The 18,876-nt window shown below is 45.9% G+C and carries 15 protein-coding genes and 1 pseudogene; 9 read left to right on the top strand and 7 right to left on the bottom strand.

Annotated features, from left to right (window positions below; genetic code table 11):
• Positions 1 to 476 precede the first annotated feature (476 nt).
• From DYD21_RS06945 to DYD21_RS06900, 9 genes are all read left to right on the top strand, one after another.
• Positions 477 to 671, top strand: coding sequence for a CsbD family protein (locus tag DYD21_RS06945; RefSeq protein ID WP_116034526.1), 195 nt, complete (start codon positions 477 to 479; stop codon positions 669 to 671).
• Positions 672 to 719: 48 nt separating this feature from the next.
• A complete protein-coding gene (locus tag DYD21_RS06940; RefSeq protein WP_116034523.1) occupies positions 720 to 1,133 on the top strand; it encodes a hypothetical protein in 414 nt (137 codons plus the stop codon).
• 62 nt (positions 1,134 to 1,195) lie between these two features.
• Positions 1,196 to 1,351 carry a lmo0937 family membrane protein gene (locus DYD21_RS06935; protein WP_116034521.1) on the top strand — a complete coding sequence of 52 codons (156 nt, stop codon included), beginning with the start codon at positions 1,196 to 1,198 and terminating at the stop codon, positions 1,349 to 1,351.
• A 348-nt stretch (positions 1,352 to 1,699) separates the two neighbouring features.
• Positions 1,700 to 2,278 (top strand): SCO family protein, encoded by a 579-nt coding sequence (locus tag DYD21_RS06930; RefSeq protein ID WP_116034518.1) that lies wholly within the window; start codon positions 1,700 to 1,702, stop codon positions 2,276 to 2,278.
• Positions 2,279 to 2,307: 29 nt separating this feature from the next.
• Positions 2,308 to 3,831, top strand: coding sequence for a methyl-accepting chemotaxis protein (locus tag DYD21_RS06925; protein ID WP_116034516.1), 1,524 nt, complete (start codon positions 2,308 to 2,310; stop codon positions 3,829 to 3,831).
• A gap of 535 nt (positions 3,832 to 4,366) precedes the next feature.
• The gene (locus DYD21_RS06920) at positions 4,367 to 5,080 is read left to right on the top strand and encodes an esterase family protein (RefSeq protein ID WP_116034514.1); all 714 of its coding nucleotides are present in this window, start codon (positions 4,367 to 4,369) and stop codon (positions 5,078 to 5,080) included.
• 333 nt (positions 5,081 to 5,413) lie between these two features.
• Complete coding sequence (accC, locus tag DYD21_RS06910) at positions 5,414 to 6,919, top strand: acetyl-CoA carboxylase biotin carboxylase subunit (protein WP_116034510.1); 1,506 nt, start codon at positions 5,414 to 5,416, stop codon at positions 6,917 to 6,919.
• A gap of 15 nt (positions 6,920 to 6,934) precedes the next feature.
• Positions 6,935 to 7,855: an N-acetylmuramic acid 6-phosphate etherase gene (gene murQ, locus DYD21_RS06905; protein ID WP_116034507.1), complete on the top strand. Its 921-nt coding sequence runs from the start codon at positions 6,935 to 6,937 to the stop codon at positions 7,853 to 7,855.
• A 158-nt stretch (positions 7,856 to 8,013) separates the two neighbouring features.
• The gene (locus DYD21_RS06900; RefSeq protein WP_147303513.1) at positions 8,014 to 8,691 is read left to right on the top strand and encodes a hypothetical protein; all 678 of its coding nucleotides are present in this window, start codon (positions 8,014 to 8,016) and stop codon (positions 8,689 to 8,691) included.
• A 372-nt stretch (positions 8,692 to 9,063) separates the two neighbouring features.
• Here DYD21_RS06900 and DYD21_RS06895 read toward each other — a convergent pair whose 3' ends face one another.
• The 7 genes and pseudogenes from DYD21_RS06895 to DYD21_RS06865 form a co-directional block, all read right to left on the bottom strand.
• Positions 9,064 to 11,184, bottom strand: a complete 2,121-nt coding sequence (locus tag DYD21_RS06895) for a hypothetical protein (RefSeq protein WP_116034500.1) — start codon at positions 11,182 to 11,184, stop codon at positions 9,064 to 9,066.
• 17 nt (positions 11,185 to 11,201) lie between these two features.
• Entirely contained in the window at positions 11,202 to 12,197 is a 996-nt protein-coding gene (locus tag DYD21_RS06890; RefSeq protein WP_116034499.1) for a MoxR family ATPase, read from the bottom strand.
• Positions 12,194 to 13,594, bottom strand: coding sequence for a peptidylprolyl isomerase (locus DYD21_RS06885; RefSeq protein ID WP_116034496.1), 1,401 nt, complete (start codon positions 13,592 to 13,594; stop codon positions 12,194 to 12,196). The genes DYD21_RS06890 and DYD21_RS06885 overlap by 4 nt, the downstream gene beginning before the upstream one ends.
• Positions 13,595 to 13,598: 4 nt before the next feature.
• On the bottom strand, positions 13,599 to 14,507 hold the full coding sequence (locus DYD21_RS06880; protein ID WP_116034493.1) for a hypothetical protein: 909 nt from the start codon (positions 14,505 to 14,507) through the stop codon (positions 13,599 to 13,601).
• Entirely contained in the window at positions 14,504 to 16,459 is a 1,956-nt protein-coding gene (locus tag DYD21_RS06875; protein ID WP_116034491.1) for a peptidylprolyl isomerase, read from the bottom strand. Before DYD21_RS06875 ends, DYD21_RS06880 begins: the two co-directional genes overlap by 4 nt.
• Positions 16,460 to 16,728: 269 nt before the next feature.
• Positions 16,729 to 18,060, bottom strand: coding sequence for a NupC/NupG family nucleoside CNT transporter (locus tag DYD21_RS06870; protein WP_116034488.1), 1,332 nt, complete (start codon positions 18,058 to 18,060; stop codon positions 16,729 to 16,731).
• Between the two features lie 6 nt (positions 18,061 to 18,066).
• Positions 18,067 to 18,710 (bottom strand): annotated as a pseudogene (locus tag DYD21_RS06865) (thymidine kinase).
• Positions 18,711 to 18,876: the final 166 nt, after the last annotated feature.

The following is an 18,876-nucleotide window of genomic DNA, read 5'->3' as shown; positions in this document are numbered from 1 at the left end:
TTCACTCTGAGCACCTCTGCAGCTACGGATATGCCGCTCCGAATCTGGGCTGGTTTCTATCCCTTATAATCCATGAAAACAGAACAGATGAGAGTCACGCTTATTAATTTAATTATTCAAGCTTATCTATTTGGGCAGTTTTGATATGATAATTCATGTGATTAAAAAATTATAACATACTTTAAAATATATTCTTGAGTCAGGTATTACGTGTAGTGAAAACTACTACAAAAAAATTCAAACCTGAAGTAGAATCTACCTTAGAATTCTTTATTCGCCAATATTTCAGTTATCAAAATACATGATTAGGTTAACGATAGTTTGATTTAGTGACTATGATATTGATTAGCTTTTTTGTTATTTAAGTGTATCACGCTGAGATGAAATGGTTTGGGGAACATTCTATTTCAGGGTAAATATATACCACTGAAGTAATCAACAATTAAAAATAAACCATCAATAATTAGGAGACAGTCATGAGTAATCTGAGAATTAAAGGTAACTGGAACGAAGTAAAGGGGAAACTGAAAGAAAAATATGGGGATCTTACAGATGATGATCTGACCTATGCGGAAGGCAAGGAAGATCAGCTTGTGGGAAAGCTTCAGAAAAAACTTGGCAAAACAAGACAAGAAGTTATAGATGAAATTGAAGGCATGAAAGACTCCTGATATTTTTAATTCATTAAAACTGTAATCACTAAAAAATACGATATAATAATGTTTAATAAATTCATAAATATAACCACCACTGTGCTCTTTTTACTTGTCGCATCTCTGCTGTTTATTCAGTGCGGCGACAGGGATCGGGAGACCAGTTCAAATTTTGAAGAAGAGCGGGAGGAGCTTGTTTCTAATCTCGAAGATTTAAGAGATGATCTGGATGACCGTATCGATGATCTGAACTCCAGAATTGAAGAGGCCGGAGATGATGCTTCCGATGAACTCGAGGAGGCACGTGATGAACTCACCGATGATCGATCAGATGTTGAGCGGGCACTTGACGATGTGAGGGATGCTTCTGAAGATACCTGGGACTCAGTTAAATCAGAGACCGAAAATCTGTACGATGATGTATCCTCAAGATTCAATGACTGGACTAATCGCCTGCAGGATCGTTACGACGACCTGTAATCATTAACGTTAATTCTGAGTAGTCTCAATTTTTAAATTCAACCAAAACGGAGAATTCTATTATGAGATCATTATTATATTTAATCGCTGTCATCATGGTCATAGGCTGGCTAATTGGATTTATCGGGTATTCTCTCGGTGGATTGATTCACATACTTCTCGTGATTGCCGTCATTTCAATTTTAATTGATGTGATTGGTGGTCGAAGGCGGGTGTAACCCGATGTTTTGTGAATACAAACCCTATTAAAAGCGCAGATCTTACGGTCTGCGCTTTTTTTTTTGGATAACCACGCGCAAATTTAGTTATCCTATCCTTAATAAAAATATGCCCTTCTGTGTTTGAGAGTTTATCAGGAATTATCTCTCCATGGCGAAGAAACCTGTTTTTATAACCCTTAATTCATTGTCGTACATGATGATATGAATTATGGTGAAGAGCGCCTCACATTGAATTTAAATACATAAATCATAATCTGTTATTCATTTCTCCGGGACATGAATTGAATTAAGAGGGATGTAAAAAAGACGATAAGTATATGGGAATAATCATTGGCTGTTATACTTATGAATGGCGTTGGCTCTGTTATTTTATTGGGTGTTCTCATCTTACTTCCATTCATATTGGTTGTAGGCGGTAGATATTTGGATGATTCCCATCCAGTGAAATCTACTGCTATATCAGAATTTACGTTTTTGGAGTCGTCTGATAATGAGGTTGAGGTTCTGTTTTTTGGTTTTGTGGGCTGCGCTTCTATCTGTCCTACTTCACTTTTAAAACTCTCTGAAGTTCTTGAATCAGATGAAATTCAGAATACCGGTCTGAAGGCCGGCGGCATATTTGTTGAAGTGGATCTCTCAGGAAAAACGGGCAGTAGAGAGGCTGACAATTATTCAAAACTTTTCTCGAACTCTATACGGGGTGTACATCCCGGTAAGGAGAGGCTTGATCAAATATTGAAGGAATTTTCAGCCCGTGTTACGAATAATCGACAGGAAAATCGGCTGATTACTCACACCGACCATTTTTACATTTTAAAAAGACATAATGGCGGTTGGCAGATTGCCGAAGTATTGAGAAATGGAAGCAGCAGAGAGGTTCTGTTAAACGCAATTCTCAATGCAAAAGAAAAAACTTCTGTATAAAATTTAACGAATCGTATAGGATTAAAATCATGTCAGAGTACAGCTCATTTTCACGCTTCTTTCCATCTTTCAGGAATGATTTATCCCCAGCTGTGGAGCAACAACTTCAAACCAGTTATGTAGAAACCGATCGGTTCATGCTAAAATTGCTGCTTGTTCACTGGGCCGTTGCAACCACCGTGATGGCATTTAGTTACAGCACGTATCTGCTGGGTTTCATGGGAGGCGGATTGATATATGGAATTGCCTACATGGTATTCAGTTTCAATCCGGGCACTTTAATGAGTCGGATTACAATCGGAGCTTCGTTTATGGCGTTTTCCATGCTGTTTATTCAGCAGCATTTGGGACAGATCGAAATGCATTTTCATATTTTTATCTCTCTCGCATTCCTGATTCGCTATAAAGATATCTCACCAGTTCTTGCCGCAACAGTAACAACTGCATTGCACCATGCGATTTTTAATATGGCTCAGGATGCTGAACTATCTGTTGCAGGCACACCCATTATGATATTTGATTACGGTTGTGGATGGGATATCGTAGCTATTCATGCAGGGTTTGTGATTGTGGCAATGCTTGTTTACAGCAGTATCATTGTAAATTTAACCCGTGAGTTTTTGAAAAATGCGGCAGTTTACAGCATGATCGATCACCTGAATGAATCGGTACAGTATACCAGCGACGCCGCAGATGAGATCTCCGAATCCGGACAGGAACTTGCCCTTACGGCATCCAGCAGCAGTGAGGCCGTATCGGCATCAAACAGCAGTATTGATGAAATGAACCGGCAAATTCAGCAGTTGAATGAGAAAACCTCATCGGCGAGGAACCAGGTTGTTCGAGTGACAGATAATTCTGAACGGATGAATCAATCGATGAAGGATCTGAAAGCATCCAGTGACAATATCACATCTATCATTAAAACGATTGACAGCATTGCATCTCAGACAAATCTGCTTGCTCTTAATGCGGCAGTAGAAGCAGCACGTGCCGGGGAAGCCGGAAAAGGATTCGCGGTGGTGACTGATGAAGTGCGGGTTTTGGCCCAAAAAACGGCTAAAGCGGCAAGTGATATTGCAGTACTTATCGAAGATAACTCGGTGAAAGCAGAGCAGGGCAAAAGTATTTCAGAAGAGATTACCGGTCAGGTGAGTCATCTGATGGAATGGATGAATGAAGTCCACGAAGCTACCGGGAGCCAGGCAGATAATCTTGAAGATTTAAAACAGGCCATTGGTGATATCTCACGAAATGCAGATCAAACAGCCGGCACCGCAGAAAAAAATGCAGCCACCGCGGAAGAGCTTCAAAGCCAGGTGCACGTCATTGAGGGAATTATCCGCGAATTACGGCAGCGTGTGAACTGTTCTGCCGATGAGAATTTCGAAAAGAAAAACAGGCTGGATTCAAGCGATGATTATAACAATCATTACTCATTACCGGATGAAACTCAATTTAGCTATTCAAAAATCGGGCAAAGCCAAAACTCTCCTAAAAAACAGGTTCACCCAACAAACGGTAACGGCTACACAAACGGTGCAAAACATTAATTTATGAGTGCTATAATTCCCCGACCCTTTGAGTCGGAAAGGATAAAAGTGCTCCTTTGAGAGGCTATGAGAAAATAACGTATCAATACTTATTGAGAATTATAAAATTCACCACGAAGCCACGAGGACTCGAAGATTCACGAAGTGGATTTGCATGATTTTATTAAACTTCGTGTGTCTTCGCGACTTTGTGCCTTCGTGGTAAAAATAAATGGCTCATATATTTGACTGTGTATTTCCTCACAGCCTCTCTAAGAGGCATACTCCAGAATAAACTCCATATCGATCAAAATGGTATGGTACCCAAATTGATACCTCGTGGGCTCGGCCCCGAGATAGTTCATTAGCCGAAAGCTTACCTGAATTAAGATTATATGATTTCGGCTGAACCAAAGTCCGCTCTCACCATCTTGTGGTTAGAATTCAATAACTAAGCATTAATAAATGAAAAGCGCTTCCAATAGAAGTTTGTTTCTGCTATTTTATGATGAATAACAAACACTTGACTCAAATCATCATAAAAAACTAATCAAGTATGAAACGGGAAGAGCACAGCTGGAAAAGTCCAAGTCTCGGTAAAAAGATGAAACTTCTGAAGTATGGCACGAGCGGGGCACCCGTCATTATTTTTCCTTCCGAAGAGGGTACCTGCAGTGAGTGGGAAGAAACCGGTATGATTGAATCGCTCCAGGTTCAGATAAACGAGGGGTACAATCAGTTCTTTTGTGTGGACTCTATTGCAGAAGAAAGTCTTTTGAACAAAGAGGCAGATCCTTCGCTGAGAATTCGCCGGCAAATGCAGTACGAGCAATACATCACAGATGAGGTGATCCCTTTTGTGAGAAAACAGAACAGCAGTTCCTACCTGATACTCTCCGGTGCATTTCTCGGAGCCTACTACGCATTCCTGATCGGGCTCAAACATCCTGAGCTGGTGCACAAAGTGATCGGCATCAGCGGAATGTATGATATCAAATCCTATCTGGATGGCCACTACGACGACTCTGCATACTTTAGCAACCCGATCGATTTTCTGCCAAATCTAAACGACCGGGCGATTCTAAAGCAGTTTGAAGATGTTGATTTCAGACTTCTGAGCTACTCCAATGATCCGCTTCGGGGTTGCTCTGAAAAGATCAGCGACCTGCTTTGGTCGAAAAACATCAACCACAAGTTTTATGTATGGGATGAGAAAGTTTCTGACCCCTGGAAACTGGTCGATTCCATGTTCATCGAGCATTTATTTTAGGAATTCGTAGAATTTCGAATCTCTAAAATGGGCATCATCCCGCACTTAATGCGCTCATTTTTTGAACACGAATCGATTCCCATATAAAATTTATCAACGGCCAGATACTTAATGGTTCTTAGATAATCTCTCCAATCACCCTGCTTCGGACTGTTCATCAGAAGCTGGTTGTTTTTCATTCCGGGTATCATTTCAAATATTTACGCAACGAATGGTCGTTACAATTTTTATATTTGTAGCCGCGTCAGCGATCTGTCGAACCGTTCATCGGTCACATCACTTTACAATCAACCGTTCATCGGTCACATCACTTTACAATCAAACATATTCTAAATGAAGCAAACGATTAAGAAGGTTCTTGTGGCGAACCGGGGTGAAATTGCACTCCGGGTTATGCGAACCTGCTATGAGATGGGAATTCGAACTGTAGCGATCTACTCCACGCCGGATGCAAAAGCTCCGCATGTGAAATTTGCCGATGAATCGGTCTGGGTAGGCGAAGCGGCGTCTTCAGAGAGCTACCTCGATATGGATAAAGTAATCGGTGCGGCAAAGCAGACGGATGCGGATGCCATCCATCCCGGGTACGGGTTTTTGAGTGAAAACGGTGAGTTTTCCAACCGTGTGAAAGATGAGGGAATAATCTTCATCGGCCCGAGCGCTGAATCGATGCGCCTCATGGGGGATAAAACGGCGGCCCGTGACCTGATGGGCAAAGCTGGCGTTCCGTGTCCGCCGGGAACAAAAGATGCAATGGAAGACGTGGAAAAGGCTCTTTCCGTAGCCCGGAATGTGGGTTTTCCGGTTTTGATAAAAGCGGCAGCCGGCGGGGGCGGTAAAGGGATGAGAATAGTGCACGATGAGAAAGATTTTACAGCCAGCGTAAAATCGGCACAGTCTGAAGCTCGAAATGCGTTTGGCGATGACCGGGTGTATGTTGAAAAATACCTGGAGGAGCCGCGTCATATTGAGTTCCAGATTCTGGCCGATCGTGACGGAAATACAGTCCATCTGTTTGAACGGGAATGTTCTGTGCAGCGAAGGCATCAAAAAGTGATTGAAGAGGCGCCCAGTTCACTTCTGACGTCAAAACTCAGAGATGAGATGGCGGATGCTGCCGTAAAAGCGGCCAAAGCGTGTAATTACGAAGGGGCCGGGACGATCGAATTTCTTGTGGATAAACATCAGAAATTCTATTTCCTCGAGATGAATACACGTCTGCAGGTGGAGCATCCCGTTACAGAAATGATTACCGGAATAGATCTGGTGAGGGCGCAGATTGAAATTGCGGAGGGAAAACCGCTCCCGTTTCAGCAGAATGATATTCAAAAAAACGGTCACGCAATCGAATGCCGGGTCTACGCCGAAGATCCATCAGATCAGTTTTTGCCGAGTACAGGAACGCTTACGCGCCACAGAATTCCGGCCGGTGCGGGAGTGCGTGTGGATTCCGGAGTTGAAGAGGGCGGCGAGGTAACCATCAACTACGACCCGATGATCTCTAAACTTTCTGTACACTCTGCAACGCGAAAACTGGCCATCAAAAAAATGCTTCGCGCTCTTCACGAGTATGAGATCAGCGGCTGCCGAACCACAATTCCATTCTGCGAATTTACGCTGAAACACGATGCATTTTCGAGCGGTCAGTATGATACTCATTTTGTGAAGGATCATTTCGATCCTGTAAAAGAGACTATGTTTGAAAAAGTGAATGAGCTGGATGCACTTGCTGCATCACTCGTAGCTGCACTGCACGAAGATTCGCAGGGCAGCGGTAAAAACGGAAATCTTAAACAGACCGGCACGGATGTAAATCAGTGGTGGAGTAACAGACGATAAAACCCGGTTAAAAAAATGAATAGATTAGACCGTGACCTGTTTGATAAGTTAAGTGTACTGCTCACGGAGCAGCGCAATCCGGAGACGATGAGGATCGATATGGCCGGCAGCTACGAGATTGTTAAACAGATCAATAGAGAGGATAAAAAAGTTGCGGAACAGGTGGAGTATAAACTTCCCGTAATTGCCGAAGCTGTTGAAACCATCGCTTTGAAAATTAAGGAGGGCGGACGCCTGCTCTATTTTGGTGCGGGTACAAGCGGCCGGCTTGGGATTCTGGATGCATCGGAATGTCCGCCTACATTCGGAACCGCCCCGGACATTGTTCAGGGATTTATTGCAGGCGGCAAAGAAGCAGTTTTTGTATCTCAGGAGGGGGCCGAAGATAGCCTGTCTACTGGAAGGGAGGAGGTGAAAAAAGCGAAAGTTACAGATAAAGATGTTGTTGTCGGGCTTGCGGCAAGCGGCAGAACACCATACGTTCACGGAGCAGTACTGGAGGCCAAAGAGAGAGGTGCAATTACTGCGTTTATTACGACAGTATCAGCAGACCAGGTTGATATCCGGGATGAGATCGATTTCATGATCGACGTGCCTGTGGGGCCTGAAGTGATCATGGGCAGTACGCGAATGAAGAGCGGAACGGCACAGAAAATGGTTCTGAATATGCTGAGTACAGGTGCGATGATCCGTCTGGGGAAAGTTTATGAAAATGTGATGGTGGATCTTCAGCTGAGTAATAAAAAATTAGAAGAAAGAGCCAAACGAATCGTTATGCTTCTGACGGATTGTACGTACGAAACAGCCGAAAATATTCTGATGGAAACAGACGGACATGTGAAAACCGCACTGGTTATGATCCTGACTAATAGCACACGGGCAGAAGCGGAAAACAGACTGGCAGAGAACAATGGTTTTGTAAGGGCTTCTGTTTAATTCTCCGTATTTTATGATAATTGTATCGAGGATGATACGTTTATTACTTTTGTCACCCATTGCCCGATTTCAATATAAATAATCACAGCAAGTATGGTCGCTAAGGCCAATTGTTTCAGACGTTCCCAGCTCACGCACACCTAAACGATCACGCAGATTTGCGACAAAAACAAGCACAAAAAAAATTAACTGAATCGGGGTACGTAAACCGCTTCCTGATGGCTGTGGTTGTAGTACAGCTTTTTTTTATTCTGCTGATCAGGTTCTGGCCACAGTTTGAATACGAGCCTGAAATACTCTTCCTGGATGCTCCGCGTGAACAGGTATTGATTGATGAAATTCAGATCACCCAGCAGCGATCATCACCTCCGCCGCCACCGCGTCCGCAGGTGCCCCAGCCTGTTCCCAGTGATGAAATCATCGAGATTGAACTGGATATTGACCTCGACCTGGACGTACCGGAAATGCCTGATCTTGAACCGGGACAGGGTACGGCGTTTGAAGGGGAAGAAGCAACCATAGTATCAAATCCGCAAATTCCGCCAACGGTGGTCAGAATTGTTGAAGCAAGTACCCCGGCAGGAGTTCCGGCCGAACTTCGTGGAAATATCGAAATGATTGTTAATTTCCTCGTGGATGAAAACGGTACGGTGGAGGAAGCGTCTATCGTTGAAATTCGAAAATACTCGAATGGAGACGATTACGAAGTTCTGCCATTCATCGAACACGGTTTGATGGATGCTGTACTGCGCGCCGCTCTTCAATGGAGATTTCGCCCAGCCCGCCAGGATGGCGAAAATGTGAGATCCTATACCCGGCAGCGATTTAATTATTGATGTACCCCGGTTCGCCGAACCGTGCGAGACTACGTACCTCGGTTCGCCGAACCGAGAGCACTTAGTACCGTGCCTTACTCAGTACCCCAGTTCACCGAACCGGTAAACCTAACCATCCAAAAAAACGAACCGATAAGGCCAGAAGTTATTACAATGGCACGTTCTACTCACACGTCATCGCGGATCCAAATCCGTGATCTCCCGACTTCGCATAAAACAGCATTTTATCACTGGCGTGAGCTTAAAGTTTTGAACCTGGACGAAAGATGCCGCATCATGGCACGTCCAAAGTTTGATTTTTGATTAGAGTTGGAAATCGTCCGTCATCAGTCCAGAGTCGTCGGTTTGTTTTCACCAAATATCAAACAGCTATTACGGCAGCGAGATCGTCCGGCGTAAAATCCACTCAACGGCAAGCAGCAGAATAGCAAGAATAAACCAAAACGGGTGGTTGCTCAGGTATCGGGTCTCTTCCCGGGTGGTTTCTACGGCTTGATCGAGCTCGTTTTCACGTAAATAGTTGTAGAGGGGTTCAAGAGATAAGTCCTGAAGAAATTCCCCGCCTGATCGAACGGCAAGCTGCTGAAGAAGCTGATCATCTCTTTGCGTATTTACAAATTCCACCATCGATCGGCTCACATCAAACCGTGCCTGATCTTCTCCCATATTGCGATCGCCTTTTACCGCCTCACCATTAATCTGGTAAACTCCTTCTGGAAGTGTTCCGGCATTTACACGGTAATTGCCGCCGCCGGTATGACGCATAATAAAGTTTCGGGTCTCATCATCCTGGGCTGATGTAATCTGAATTTCAATAGTAGCATCGGTTTCCGGATCCTGACGTTCATTTACCAGAGTAGCCCTGATTTCAACGTCCTCGGTTTCTGTAAACGATGGTTTTACAGGTTCAATGTTAAGGTTTCGATGATCAGGAGAGGTGGCAGTCCATGAGAAGAGATCGGTGAAGAATTGTGTATAAAAAGCGGAGACGGTTTCGTTCGCTGTGGTTTCGAAACGGTGCCATCCAAATGCGTGAACGCCGGCGAGTCGTCTTGATCCGGCCGCTTCGGTTACAATGACCGGGATGCCGGTCGCTTCCCGCTGAAATTCACCTGTAAAAAGGGTTTCTGAAAGTGGTGATGTAGATAGATCAGAACGGTGGGTTTTAAGAGTTGGAAACCGACGATAATCCTGGGCAGAGAATTCAAGCAGCGGATGGCTGTACGGCTCAAGTTCCTGCATAAGATGTATGTCAAGCAGTGCCTGACGCGCATTTTCATAGCTAAAGGTTAAGAAATTTCTCTCGTCCAGTCTAACATGACGCTGCTGGGAAGCCGGCAACAGAAAGTATATCACCGGAACGTTATCCATTGATTCTACCCACTCCAGTAGCGGATCGCCCGGTTCAGGCAGCCCGTGAAGAATGATCAAATCGGGATCGGAATCGAGGTCTGCGGGGTCCTGACCCGTAAGGTTTCCCCCGCCGAGACGGGTGGCAGAAATGAGCTCATTCTGCGAATCTGTGGCAATCAGCCGCCGGAATGAACCCACATCCGGATGGATTTCAAAAGAAAGCGAAACGATTTTCGTTTTTTCATCGATCACTTCAACCGTAAACCGTTCCCGGTTGTTCTGCAGGGTAAATTCTCCTTCAAGCCCCGGGATGTTGATCTCATAATCAAAAAACCCTTCTTCTTCATGCCGGTCTGAAAACCTTACGGTGTGGCTGGATACCGACTCCGGAAATGCAACTTCTTCGCTATCTATAAGATTTCCATCTTTCAGAAACTGTACTGTGACTGACTCTCCCTCAAACCCTTCCTGCTGAACCTGAACTCTGAACTGCTGTTCGGTTTGGGTGTATGAAACGGAGTTGTACTCAATATCTGCGATCAAAACATCCTGTACTTCTGTGGTATCTCCAACAGGAATGGTGAAAATGGGGGATGAGAGATTTTGTGCGGAAAAAATCGGGTTTCGGTCCTGGGTGTAGATTCCATCACTGAACAGGAGGGAAGCGACGGCAGACTGCTGATTTTCCAGTTTATGGTCAACAACCGATTGAAGGTTGGTTACAGCACCATCGGCCGTAACTTCGGAACCTTCGTATACGGTTCTATCGAACAGGTAGAGATTATAGTCGAAGGAATCATCCAGCTGGTTAAAGATCTCTTCTCGTATCTGTTCGTAGGACTCTTCCCCGGCATACTCACCCCGTTCGACGGTAAGGCTCTGGCTGTTATCGAGGTAGATGTTGATTAGCGGGCTGGACCGGTCAACGGTTCTGTCGATGAAAAACGGGTTCAGCAAGATCATCGCAAGGATTGCAAACACGGTTCCCCGAAGCGCGATCAAACTCCACTTTTTAACGGGTTTCACTGATTCAAGATAGGAGTAACTCCACCAGGAAACCCCAAAACAGACGAGGAGAATCAGCACCCAAATGAAGAGTGGGATGATCGGGTTAAATCCCTGGAATAAAAAGGTGGCCATGCCTTAACCCTGATCGTTTACAAAGATTCGAGTAGTTTATGTATCACATCAACGGTAGAAATTCCCTCTGCTTCTGCGGCGTAGTTGGTTACGATACGGTGACGCAGCACGGGAACGGCCAGCGCTTTAAGATCTTCCATTTCAACATTGTACCGGCCGCGGGAAAGTGCGCGGGTTTTTGCACCGAGGATGATGTATTGCGAAGCCCTCGGCCCGGCTCCCCAGCCGAGATACTGGTTTACAAAATCGGAAGACTCATCACGTCCCGGCCGGGTCATCGTGACCAGCTTTACGGCCTGTTTGAGAACATGATCTGGTACCGGAACCTGGCGAACCAGGTCCTGCAGTTCAAGGATCTGTGTTTTATCCAGAATCGACAGAATCTCCGATTTACGCGGTGCTGTGGTTTGCGATACGATCTGGATCTCCTCATCAAAAGAGGGATAATCGAGCCAGATATTAAACATGAAGCGATCAAGCTGTGCTTCCGGCAGGGGATAGGTTCCTTCCTGTTCAATCGGGTTTTGTGTGGCCAGTACGAAAAAGGGGAGATCCAGATCGTACCGGTTGCCTGATGCAGTTATCGTCGCTTCCTGCATCCCTTCAAGTAGAGCAGCCTGCGTTTTAGGAGGGGTTCGGTTAATCTCATCCGCCAGCACAATGTTCGCAAAAATCGGTCCTTTGATAAAACGAAATGATTTCTGGCCGGTATTCTTGTTATCCTCAATCACTTCCGTACCGGTGATATCGCCCGGCATCAGATCGGGAGTAAACTGCACGCGGTTGAAGGAGAGGTTCATCGTTTGGGCTACGGTCTGAATAAGCAGCGTTTTAGCCAGCCCCGGCACACCAACGAGAACACAGTGACCCCGTGAAAAGAGCGCTATGAGCAGTTGTTCAACGACGTCATGCTGCCCGACAACGGTTTTAGCGATCTCTGTTTTTATCCGGTTAAATGATGTCTCGAAAAATTCTGCTGCTGCTTTTGGATCCTGGGGAACGTTACTGCTCATTCAGCCCCCACTGGTGCTTCATCAGGGAGCATCATATCCCTTTCCGGCTCGATATCGTCGGGCATCTCAATTTTGTATTCAACATACACTTCTTCACGCATCTCCTCCAGCCATTTGCTTAGTTCGCGCATCTGTTTTTGCTGAAGAGCGATATTACGAATCTGCTCGTAATCATCATCTAAATTTGCGATATGCTCTGGGATATGCCGGTCGAGACGCACAATACGATACGCCCGCTGATTGTTTCTCGGCATCGTGAACGGGCGGGGTTCTGAAATTTGCCCCTCTTCATCCAGTAACAAAACAATTCTATAGAGTGAAGGCTCAAGCTGACTGATGGCCATACGCCGCTCACCGGTTTGCTGGTTGATAATACGTCCGCCCATAGAGCCGGTGGCGTCATCATCGGAGTGCACACGGGCGAGATCTCTGAATCTCTTTCCGTGGTTTATCACACTGTCGCGTAATGTTTCCAGTTTGTTGATGGCAAACTCTTCATCAACACTTGAATCATCAATTTCAATGAGAATATGGTTGGTTTCAATCCGGTCGCCTTGTCGCTGATTGAGACGAATAACGTGATATCCGAATTCGGTACGAACCACTTCGGAAATCTCACCCGGATCGAGCGCAGCAGCTGCGGCAGAGTAGTTGGATACCAGGTCACCCAGCGGCATCATAGGCAGCAAACCGCCGCGCGGGGCAGAGGGTCCGTCGCTGTAGAGGCGTGCCATCTCTTCAAAATCGCGGCCGTGATTCACAACTGAATCGCGAAGTGCTTCAGCTTTTTGCAGAGCCACATTCCTGGCATCGTCAAGCTCCGGGGGGACGACTACAATTTGTGAGAGCTCTACTTGTTCAGGAATGGTTGGAAGCTGATCCTCCGGAATAGCTTCAAAAAATTCCCGAACTTCCGGCCGTGTAATCTCAACGCCCGCCATCTTCTGGCGCTGGAGTTCCTGGGTTACCATCTGCTCCCGGAACATCTCCCGGTATTCCTCACGGATTTGAATAATGCTGTTTCCCAAAGCGCGTTCGAGCGCCTCCTCACTTCCTGCCTGGCGGACCATTTGCTGAATGCGGTCGTCCATCGCCCGGTTCACCATATCATCCGAAACTACAACGGAGTCGAGTTCAGCTTTTTCGAGCATTACATAATTATCAACCATCGACTCGAGAGCGGAGTACCAGAGTTCTTCAGAAAAGTTAACTTCCTGGTCATCAAGCTGGGCCTGCTGCATATACTGGCGTATTTCGTTGTCAACATCAGATTTCAGAATGATCCGGTCGTTGACGATCGCTACGATTTTGTCTGCCACCTGTTGCTGCGAAAGGGCACTGCCTGCGGTTATTGCTGAAACAATGATAAGCAGGAGTGAAGATTTGAGTAATTTCATGAGTTTAATTGGATTCGGTATTAGAGTAAAAGTCCATCAATGCAGATCGGGTTTCGTTACTGCCAAGTCGTTCAATTTCGTTATTCGATTCTGCCTGCAGGTAAAGATTACGTATAAAAGCGTTGGTTATTCTTTGCGATTTTTCGAGCTTCAGCCATTGCTGTATTTGAGGAATCAGCCATTCGAAATCAGGATGATCGCCTTCGTTTCGCACTTCCCGAAGCTGAACAAAGTGATATTGACCGCGGTACAGGTGAATCGGGGAGATCTCAGAGATCCCAATCACGCCAAGATAACGATTTAACATCGGTATATCAGCAACGGCCATGGAATAAGGCCAGAATTGTGTGGATTCCCGCAATTGAAGGTCGGGATTGACGCTGTAACTTTCCAAAACCCGTTCCCATTCTACCCCTCTCATCAAATCACTTCTGGCATTATCTATTTCTGTGCGGGTATTTGTGGTGATGTGCCGAAACCGAATGTGCCTCTCATCCAGAACAAAACGATCCCTGTTGGCCTGGAAATAGTCCTGAGCTTCATCACGCGAAACATTCAGCTCCTCTTCATGCTCGGAAAGTACATATTGTTTGAGCATATCTTCCATAAGCTGACGCTCCATTCTATTCAGTTGCTCCCTGAATTCAGCATTATTTTGTAGCTGAAGTCTGCGTGCCTCTTTTTCGGTGACTTTTGAATTGATCCATTGGCTTTTAAATGATTCAATTGCCTGAAGCGTATCTTCACGAAGTGCAATTTCCGGAATCTGACGAAGGGCCGATTCCAGGGTAAGCTCTTCTCCGCCCACGGATGCAATAACGGCAGATTCATCCGTTTCGCTGTCCGGAAGACAGCCGCCGACAAATACAGCCGTTATAAATATTGCGAATAGTATGCTGTGAAACGGTTTCATTGCGTATGAGATAAACGGATTCGTTGCGGGAACGTTTCAACTGGAAATTCATCCCGGAGCTTTGCCAGGAACTGCTCCTCGCGTACCGGCTGATAATCGCTGCTTACACGATAGAATGCTTCATCAAACGCCATTTGACGCGGTTCCAGCATCTGGTTAAAGATAAGGTGAGAATTCCGGTTTCTGTATCGAAATGCTTCGGAGATTTCACCCGGACTGAGCTGATCAATCTGCTCAATAATTTCTTCTGCAGGCGAGGCAACGGAATCACGAGCAACAAAAAGTCTTTCGAACTCTTCGGTAAGGTCGAGAGGGTTTTCTCCCGAACGGATCCGGTCCATTGCAACCTGCAGTGTACTGTCTGATGTTGATGACACCATGGTATAATCGTAACGCTCGCCAAATTGATAATTTTCACGGTTTTCTTCAAAATACGCCTGGAGTGCAGTCGTATCTGCAGTTTGTGCGTTCCATATGTTATCGTCACTGATTTGGAAAACAACAAGCCCGTTCAGGAAACCGGCAATTTCATCATCAAAATCCTCAAAATGTTCACGGGTCATCTTCACCAGGTGCTCCTCAATGATGTGGTTTTCATAGAGATCAAACCAGATTGCTGAAAAATTGTTTGCCCGTCGGTTTGAATCCGTTTCGATCAGCCAGTTCAGAAAATCTCCGGTAGTGTAGGTTTGACCTTCAAAAGATACGAGGGGTGCCTGCCGGAGGTCGCCGGACAGATTCATTTGAGTAAGCGAGGTGGTATCCGCTGCAGAAAATGAGCTGCGCAGCTGATCGGATGTATCATCGTTCAGGGTAAACTGACCAATGTCTGCAAGGTGTTCAAATACCTGTTCACGGCTGGCTGAAGCACGCGGCAGGTCACGGAATCGCTCTGTAAACTCATCCCGCAGCTGCTCTTCACTATCAAATGTGCGAACCGAATCTATTTTAAAAATATGGTAGCCGTAATCGGTCTGAATCGGTTCGGAAAAAGGCAGATCCGGATTAATGGCAATTACCGTTTCAACAAAATCTTGTGCAAACTGGCTCCCGTAACCGACCCATCCGATCTCACCGCCCCGGTTCGCGGAGGCTCCGTCCTGACTGTATTCCGTGACAACATCATTCCACGACTCATCTGCCTGAAGTGCTTCATACGCCTGGTTTGAGAGTTCCTCTGCAGATAGATTATCACGATTGCTGCGGAAGAAGATGTGGCTCGTCATTCGGTCGGGAGTTCGTTCCCGTTTCTCTTCCAGGTAGATAATGTGGTAGCCAAATTGTGTTCGTACCGGTTCTGAGAGTTCTCCGGGTTCCAGTGAAAAAAGAACGTCTTCAAAGGGTTTTACGGTCACTCCGGCAGAAAACCACGGCAGATCACCCCCAACAGAACGGCCTTGTACACGGCTGGAGTAATCGGCATCCAGCTCCTCCATTGTGGCTTCTCCATTCAAAAATTTGTCACGGGCTTCTGTAATATTCACCAGCGCTTCTTCAACCTCGTGCGGCCTGCTGTTTTCATTGAGCTGAATCAGCACGTGGCTGGATTTTAATTCATACCGGCTTCGCTCAATAAACTGATCGACCATCGATTGACGGATTTCATTTTCGAGCCAGTAGGATAGTGCTGCCTGCCGTGAATAGGTCTCATATTCGCTCAGTATTTCAGGATCCTCCAGCATTCCGTTTTTTTCACCGTATGCCAGTTTCAGTTTATATTCTACATAATAGGGTAAGAATTCCCGGAGGTCTTTCACCGTATAGTCAGTTTCCATGTTGTTCCGTTCGTAGTAACTGATGAGATCATCAATTAAAACCGGCTGATTCCCGATCGTAGCTACGATATCCTCAGGGTCAGGTTGCTGGGAGGAGGAAGTGTTTGATGTAGAAGAACAGGCTGAACTCAAGAATGCAGCCGCCAGAAGAAGTGCGAATAAATGGATTCGATTCATTAGAGCTTGATTCGAAACGGTTGATTAAGGTTAAATGACGAATAAAAAAAAGTAAGTACTATGATTTTGCCAAAACGAGTTTTCTTAAAACTTATCTGATGACACCCCAACCTACGTTTCAGTTTTGATGCCACATCCGACATTTTTTAAGAACCCGTTGTCAGCAAAATTTAATTGTGATGCTAAACGTACAGAGTTCCTGTTGATTATGTGCATCAGGTCAAAAACATGAATCATGAATGTACGGGAAATGTTTCAGAAAGGCAGGATCAGAATAAAATTCCCGCTATCGCTGCATTCATCAGGTTCACGATGGAACCGGCGATAACTGCTTTAATACCAAATTCCGCCAGTTCGGCTTTTCTTCCGGGAGCCAGTCCGCCAATACCGCCAATCTGAATGGCAATAGATGCGAAGTTGGCAAATCCGCACAGGGCAAAAGTGGCCATCGCAATGGTTTTTGGTTCGATCGCCTGCTGTTCAATCAGTTCGAGCAGACCCAGGTAGGCGATAAATTCAGTGGATACGATTTTGATTCCCATCAAACCGCCAGTCGCTAAAACATCCTCCAGCGGAATTCCAATCAGCAGTGCAACCGGGGCAAAAAGCCACCCCAGGATGGTATCCAGCGTAAAGTCATCAGCTGGAATGATGGAACTCAGTGTGGTTGCATCACCAAACCAGCTCAAAAAGGAGTTGATCATCGCAATGATGGCTATAAAAGCGAGCAGCATAGCACCAACATTCAGGGCCAGTTTCAAACCTTCGGTAGCACCCGAAGCGGCCGCCTCGATTCCATTTTCATCCGGGCGTTCGACGTCCGCCTCAATATCTCCCATCGTTTCGGGAGTTTTATCTTCCGGATAGAATATTTTAGCGATAACGAGGGCTCCCGGGGCTGCCATAATACTTGCGCCCAAAAGCTGTTCAGCAAACATCTGCCGGGCGTATTCAATACTTACTTCATTTACCATAGCGTAGGTATCGCCGAGCATCTGAATGTATACGGCCATGATACCACCCGCAATGGTAGCCATTCCGCCGGTCATCACCGCCAGAAGCTCCGAGCGGGTCATCCCTTCGATAAATGGTTTAATCAGCAGGGGCGATTCCGTTTGTCCCACAAAAATGTTACCCGTTACCGACAGAGATTCCGCACCGGAAACGCCCATCAGTTTTCGCATCCCTTTGGCCATGAGGGCCACAATTTTCTGCAGGATGCCGTAGTGATATAATATGGTGGTGATGGAAGCAAAAAATACGATTGTCGGCAGAACCTGGAACGCAAAAAATGAACCCATGCTGCCTTCCATGCCGGGACTCAGAGCGAGATCACCAAAAATAAAGCGAGCTCCCTCGGTTGTGTACCCCAGCAGCAGCACAAAAAATGAACTGATCTGGCTGAAAACCCATTGAGGCCATCCGAGCGGGGCAAAAAACTCTCCCATGTCAGATCCCTTAATGATAAAAATACCGAGCCCAATCTGCAGTGCCATCCCCCGGGCCACCAGGTTCCAGTTTACATTTCTTTTATTGTTGCTGAACAGCCAGGCTATACCGATCAGACCGATCATCCCAAAAATGCCGTGAATAATATTCATAGACGATTATTTATCTTGTTCTGTGATTTGTTTGGATTCTGCCGGTACAAGAGGAGGGAGAGTCGTTCCGCGTTTTTTATCTGATGGCGGACGGAAACAGTGTCGTGCACGGGGTTCATAGGCATCTTTTTCGCCAACGAGCACCTGGTCTTCGTTTTGAACAATACGCTGGGAGTAGTTTGCCATCACGCCGCTTTCGGCGCAGATGGCGTGCAGTTTGGTTACATATTCGGCAATGGCCAGGAGCTGGGGCATCGGTTCAAACGGTTTGCCTTCAAAATCCATGTCGAGTCCGGCGATAATCACCCGTTTGCCGTCGTTGGCCAGGGTGTTGGCTACCTCAATAATGCGGTCATCAAAAAACTGGGCTTCATCAATACACAGACCACTTTGGCGGACGATGTGAGAAGGATGATCTGGTCGGCGGTATCCACCTGGATTCCGGGAAGGGCAGATTCGTTATGAGATACGATATCGGTTTCGCTATACCGGTTATCCATGGCAGGTTTCACAATTACCACTTTTTGTCCGGCAATATGGGCGCGTTTAGCCCTTCGGATCAGCTCTTCAGTTTTACCGCTGAACATTCCGCCACAAACAACTTCAATCCAGCCGACGTTGGCGGGCACAAACCATGGCTCATTTATCATAGTAAACGTATTGTATCCAATCAGATCAAATTATGCGTGGAATATATCCCCTCAACAGCTAAAAGAAAAAGAGAAGTTTTGGTAATTATGCGCAGCCTGTTAACACAGAAGTCACACCATTTGACATTTAATTCCGTATGTTTCGAGTCTCGAAGAACTGCGGTGC

The organism is Rhodohalobacter sp. SW132, from assembly GCF_003390325.1.
Classification (GTDB): domain Bacteria; phylum Bacteroidota; class Rhodothermia; order Balneolales; family Balneolaceae; genus SW132.
Note: the sequence above shows the minus strand (reverse complement) of the source record. Positions and strands in the feature narration are given on the sequence as shown.

Excerpts from the sequence above, each read along its gene's own strand:
- DYD21_RS06945 (WP_116034526.1), top strand. The coding sequence starts at position 477 with ATGAGTAATCTGAGAATTAAAGGTAACTGGAACGAAGTAAAGGGGAAA.
- DYD21_RS06940 (WP_116034523.1), top strand. The coding sequence starts at position 720 with ATGTTTAATAAATTCATAAATATAACCACCACTGTGCTCTTTTTACTT.
- DYD21_RS06935 (WP_116034521.1), top strand. The coding sequence starts at position 1,196 with ATGAGATCATTATTATATTTAATCGCTGTCATCATGGTCATAGGCTGG.
- DYD21_RS06930 (WP_116034518.1), top strand. The coding sequence starts at position 1,700 with ATGAATGGCGTTGGCTCTGTTATTTTATTGGGTGTTCTCATCTTACTT.
- DYD21_RS06925 (WP_116034516.1), top strand. The coding sequence starts at position 2,308 with ATGTCAGAGTACAGCTCATTTTCACGCTTCTTTCCATCTTTCAGGAAT.
- DYD21_RS06920 (WP_116034514.1), top strand. The coding sequence starts at position 4,367 with ATGAAACGGGAAGAGCACAGCTGGAAAAGTCCAAGTCTCGGTAAAAAG.
- accC (WP_116034510.1), top strand. The coding sequence starts at position 5,414 with ATGAAGCAAACGATTAAGAAGGTTCTTGTGGCGAACCGGGGTGAAATT.
- murQ (WP_116034507.1), top strand. The coding sequence starts at position 6,935 with ATGAATAGATTAGACCGTGACCTGTTTGATAAGTTAAGTGTACTGCTC.
- DYD21_RS06895 (WP_116034500.1), bottom strand. The coding sequence starts at position 11,184 with ATGGCCACCTTTTTATTCCAGGGATTTAACCCGATCATCCCACTCTTC.
- DYD21_RS06890 (WP_116034499.1), bottom strand. The coding sequence starts at position 12,197 with ATGAGCAGTAACGTTCCCCAGGATCCAAAAGCAGCAGCAGAATTTTTC.
- DYD21_RS06885 (WP_116034496.1), bottom strand. The coding sequence starts at position 13,594 with ATGAAATTACTCAAATCTTCACTCCTGCTTATCATTGTTTCAGCAATA.
- DYD21_RS06880 (WP_116034493.1), bottom strand. The coding sequence starts at position 14,507 with ATGAAACCGTTTCACAGCATACTATTCGCAATATTTATAACGGCTGTA.
- DYD21_RS06875 (WP_116034491.1), bottom strand. The coding sequence starts at position 16,459 with ATGAATCGAATCCATTTATTCGCACTTCTTCTGGCGGCTGCATTCTTG.
- DYD21_RS06870 (WP_116034488.1), bottom strand. The coding sequence starts at position 18,060 with ATGAATATTATTCACGGCATTTTTGGGATGATCGGTCTGATCGGTATA.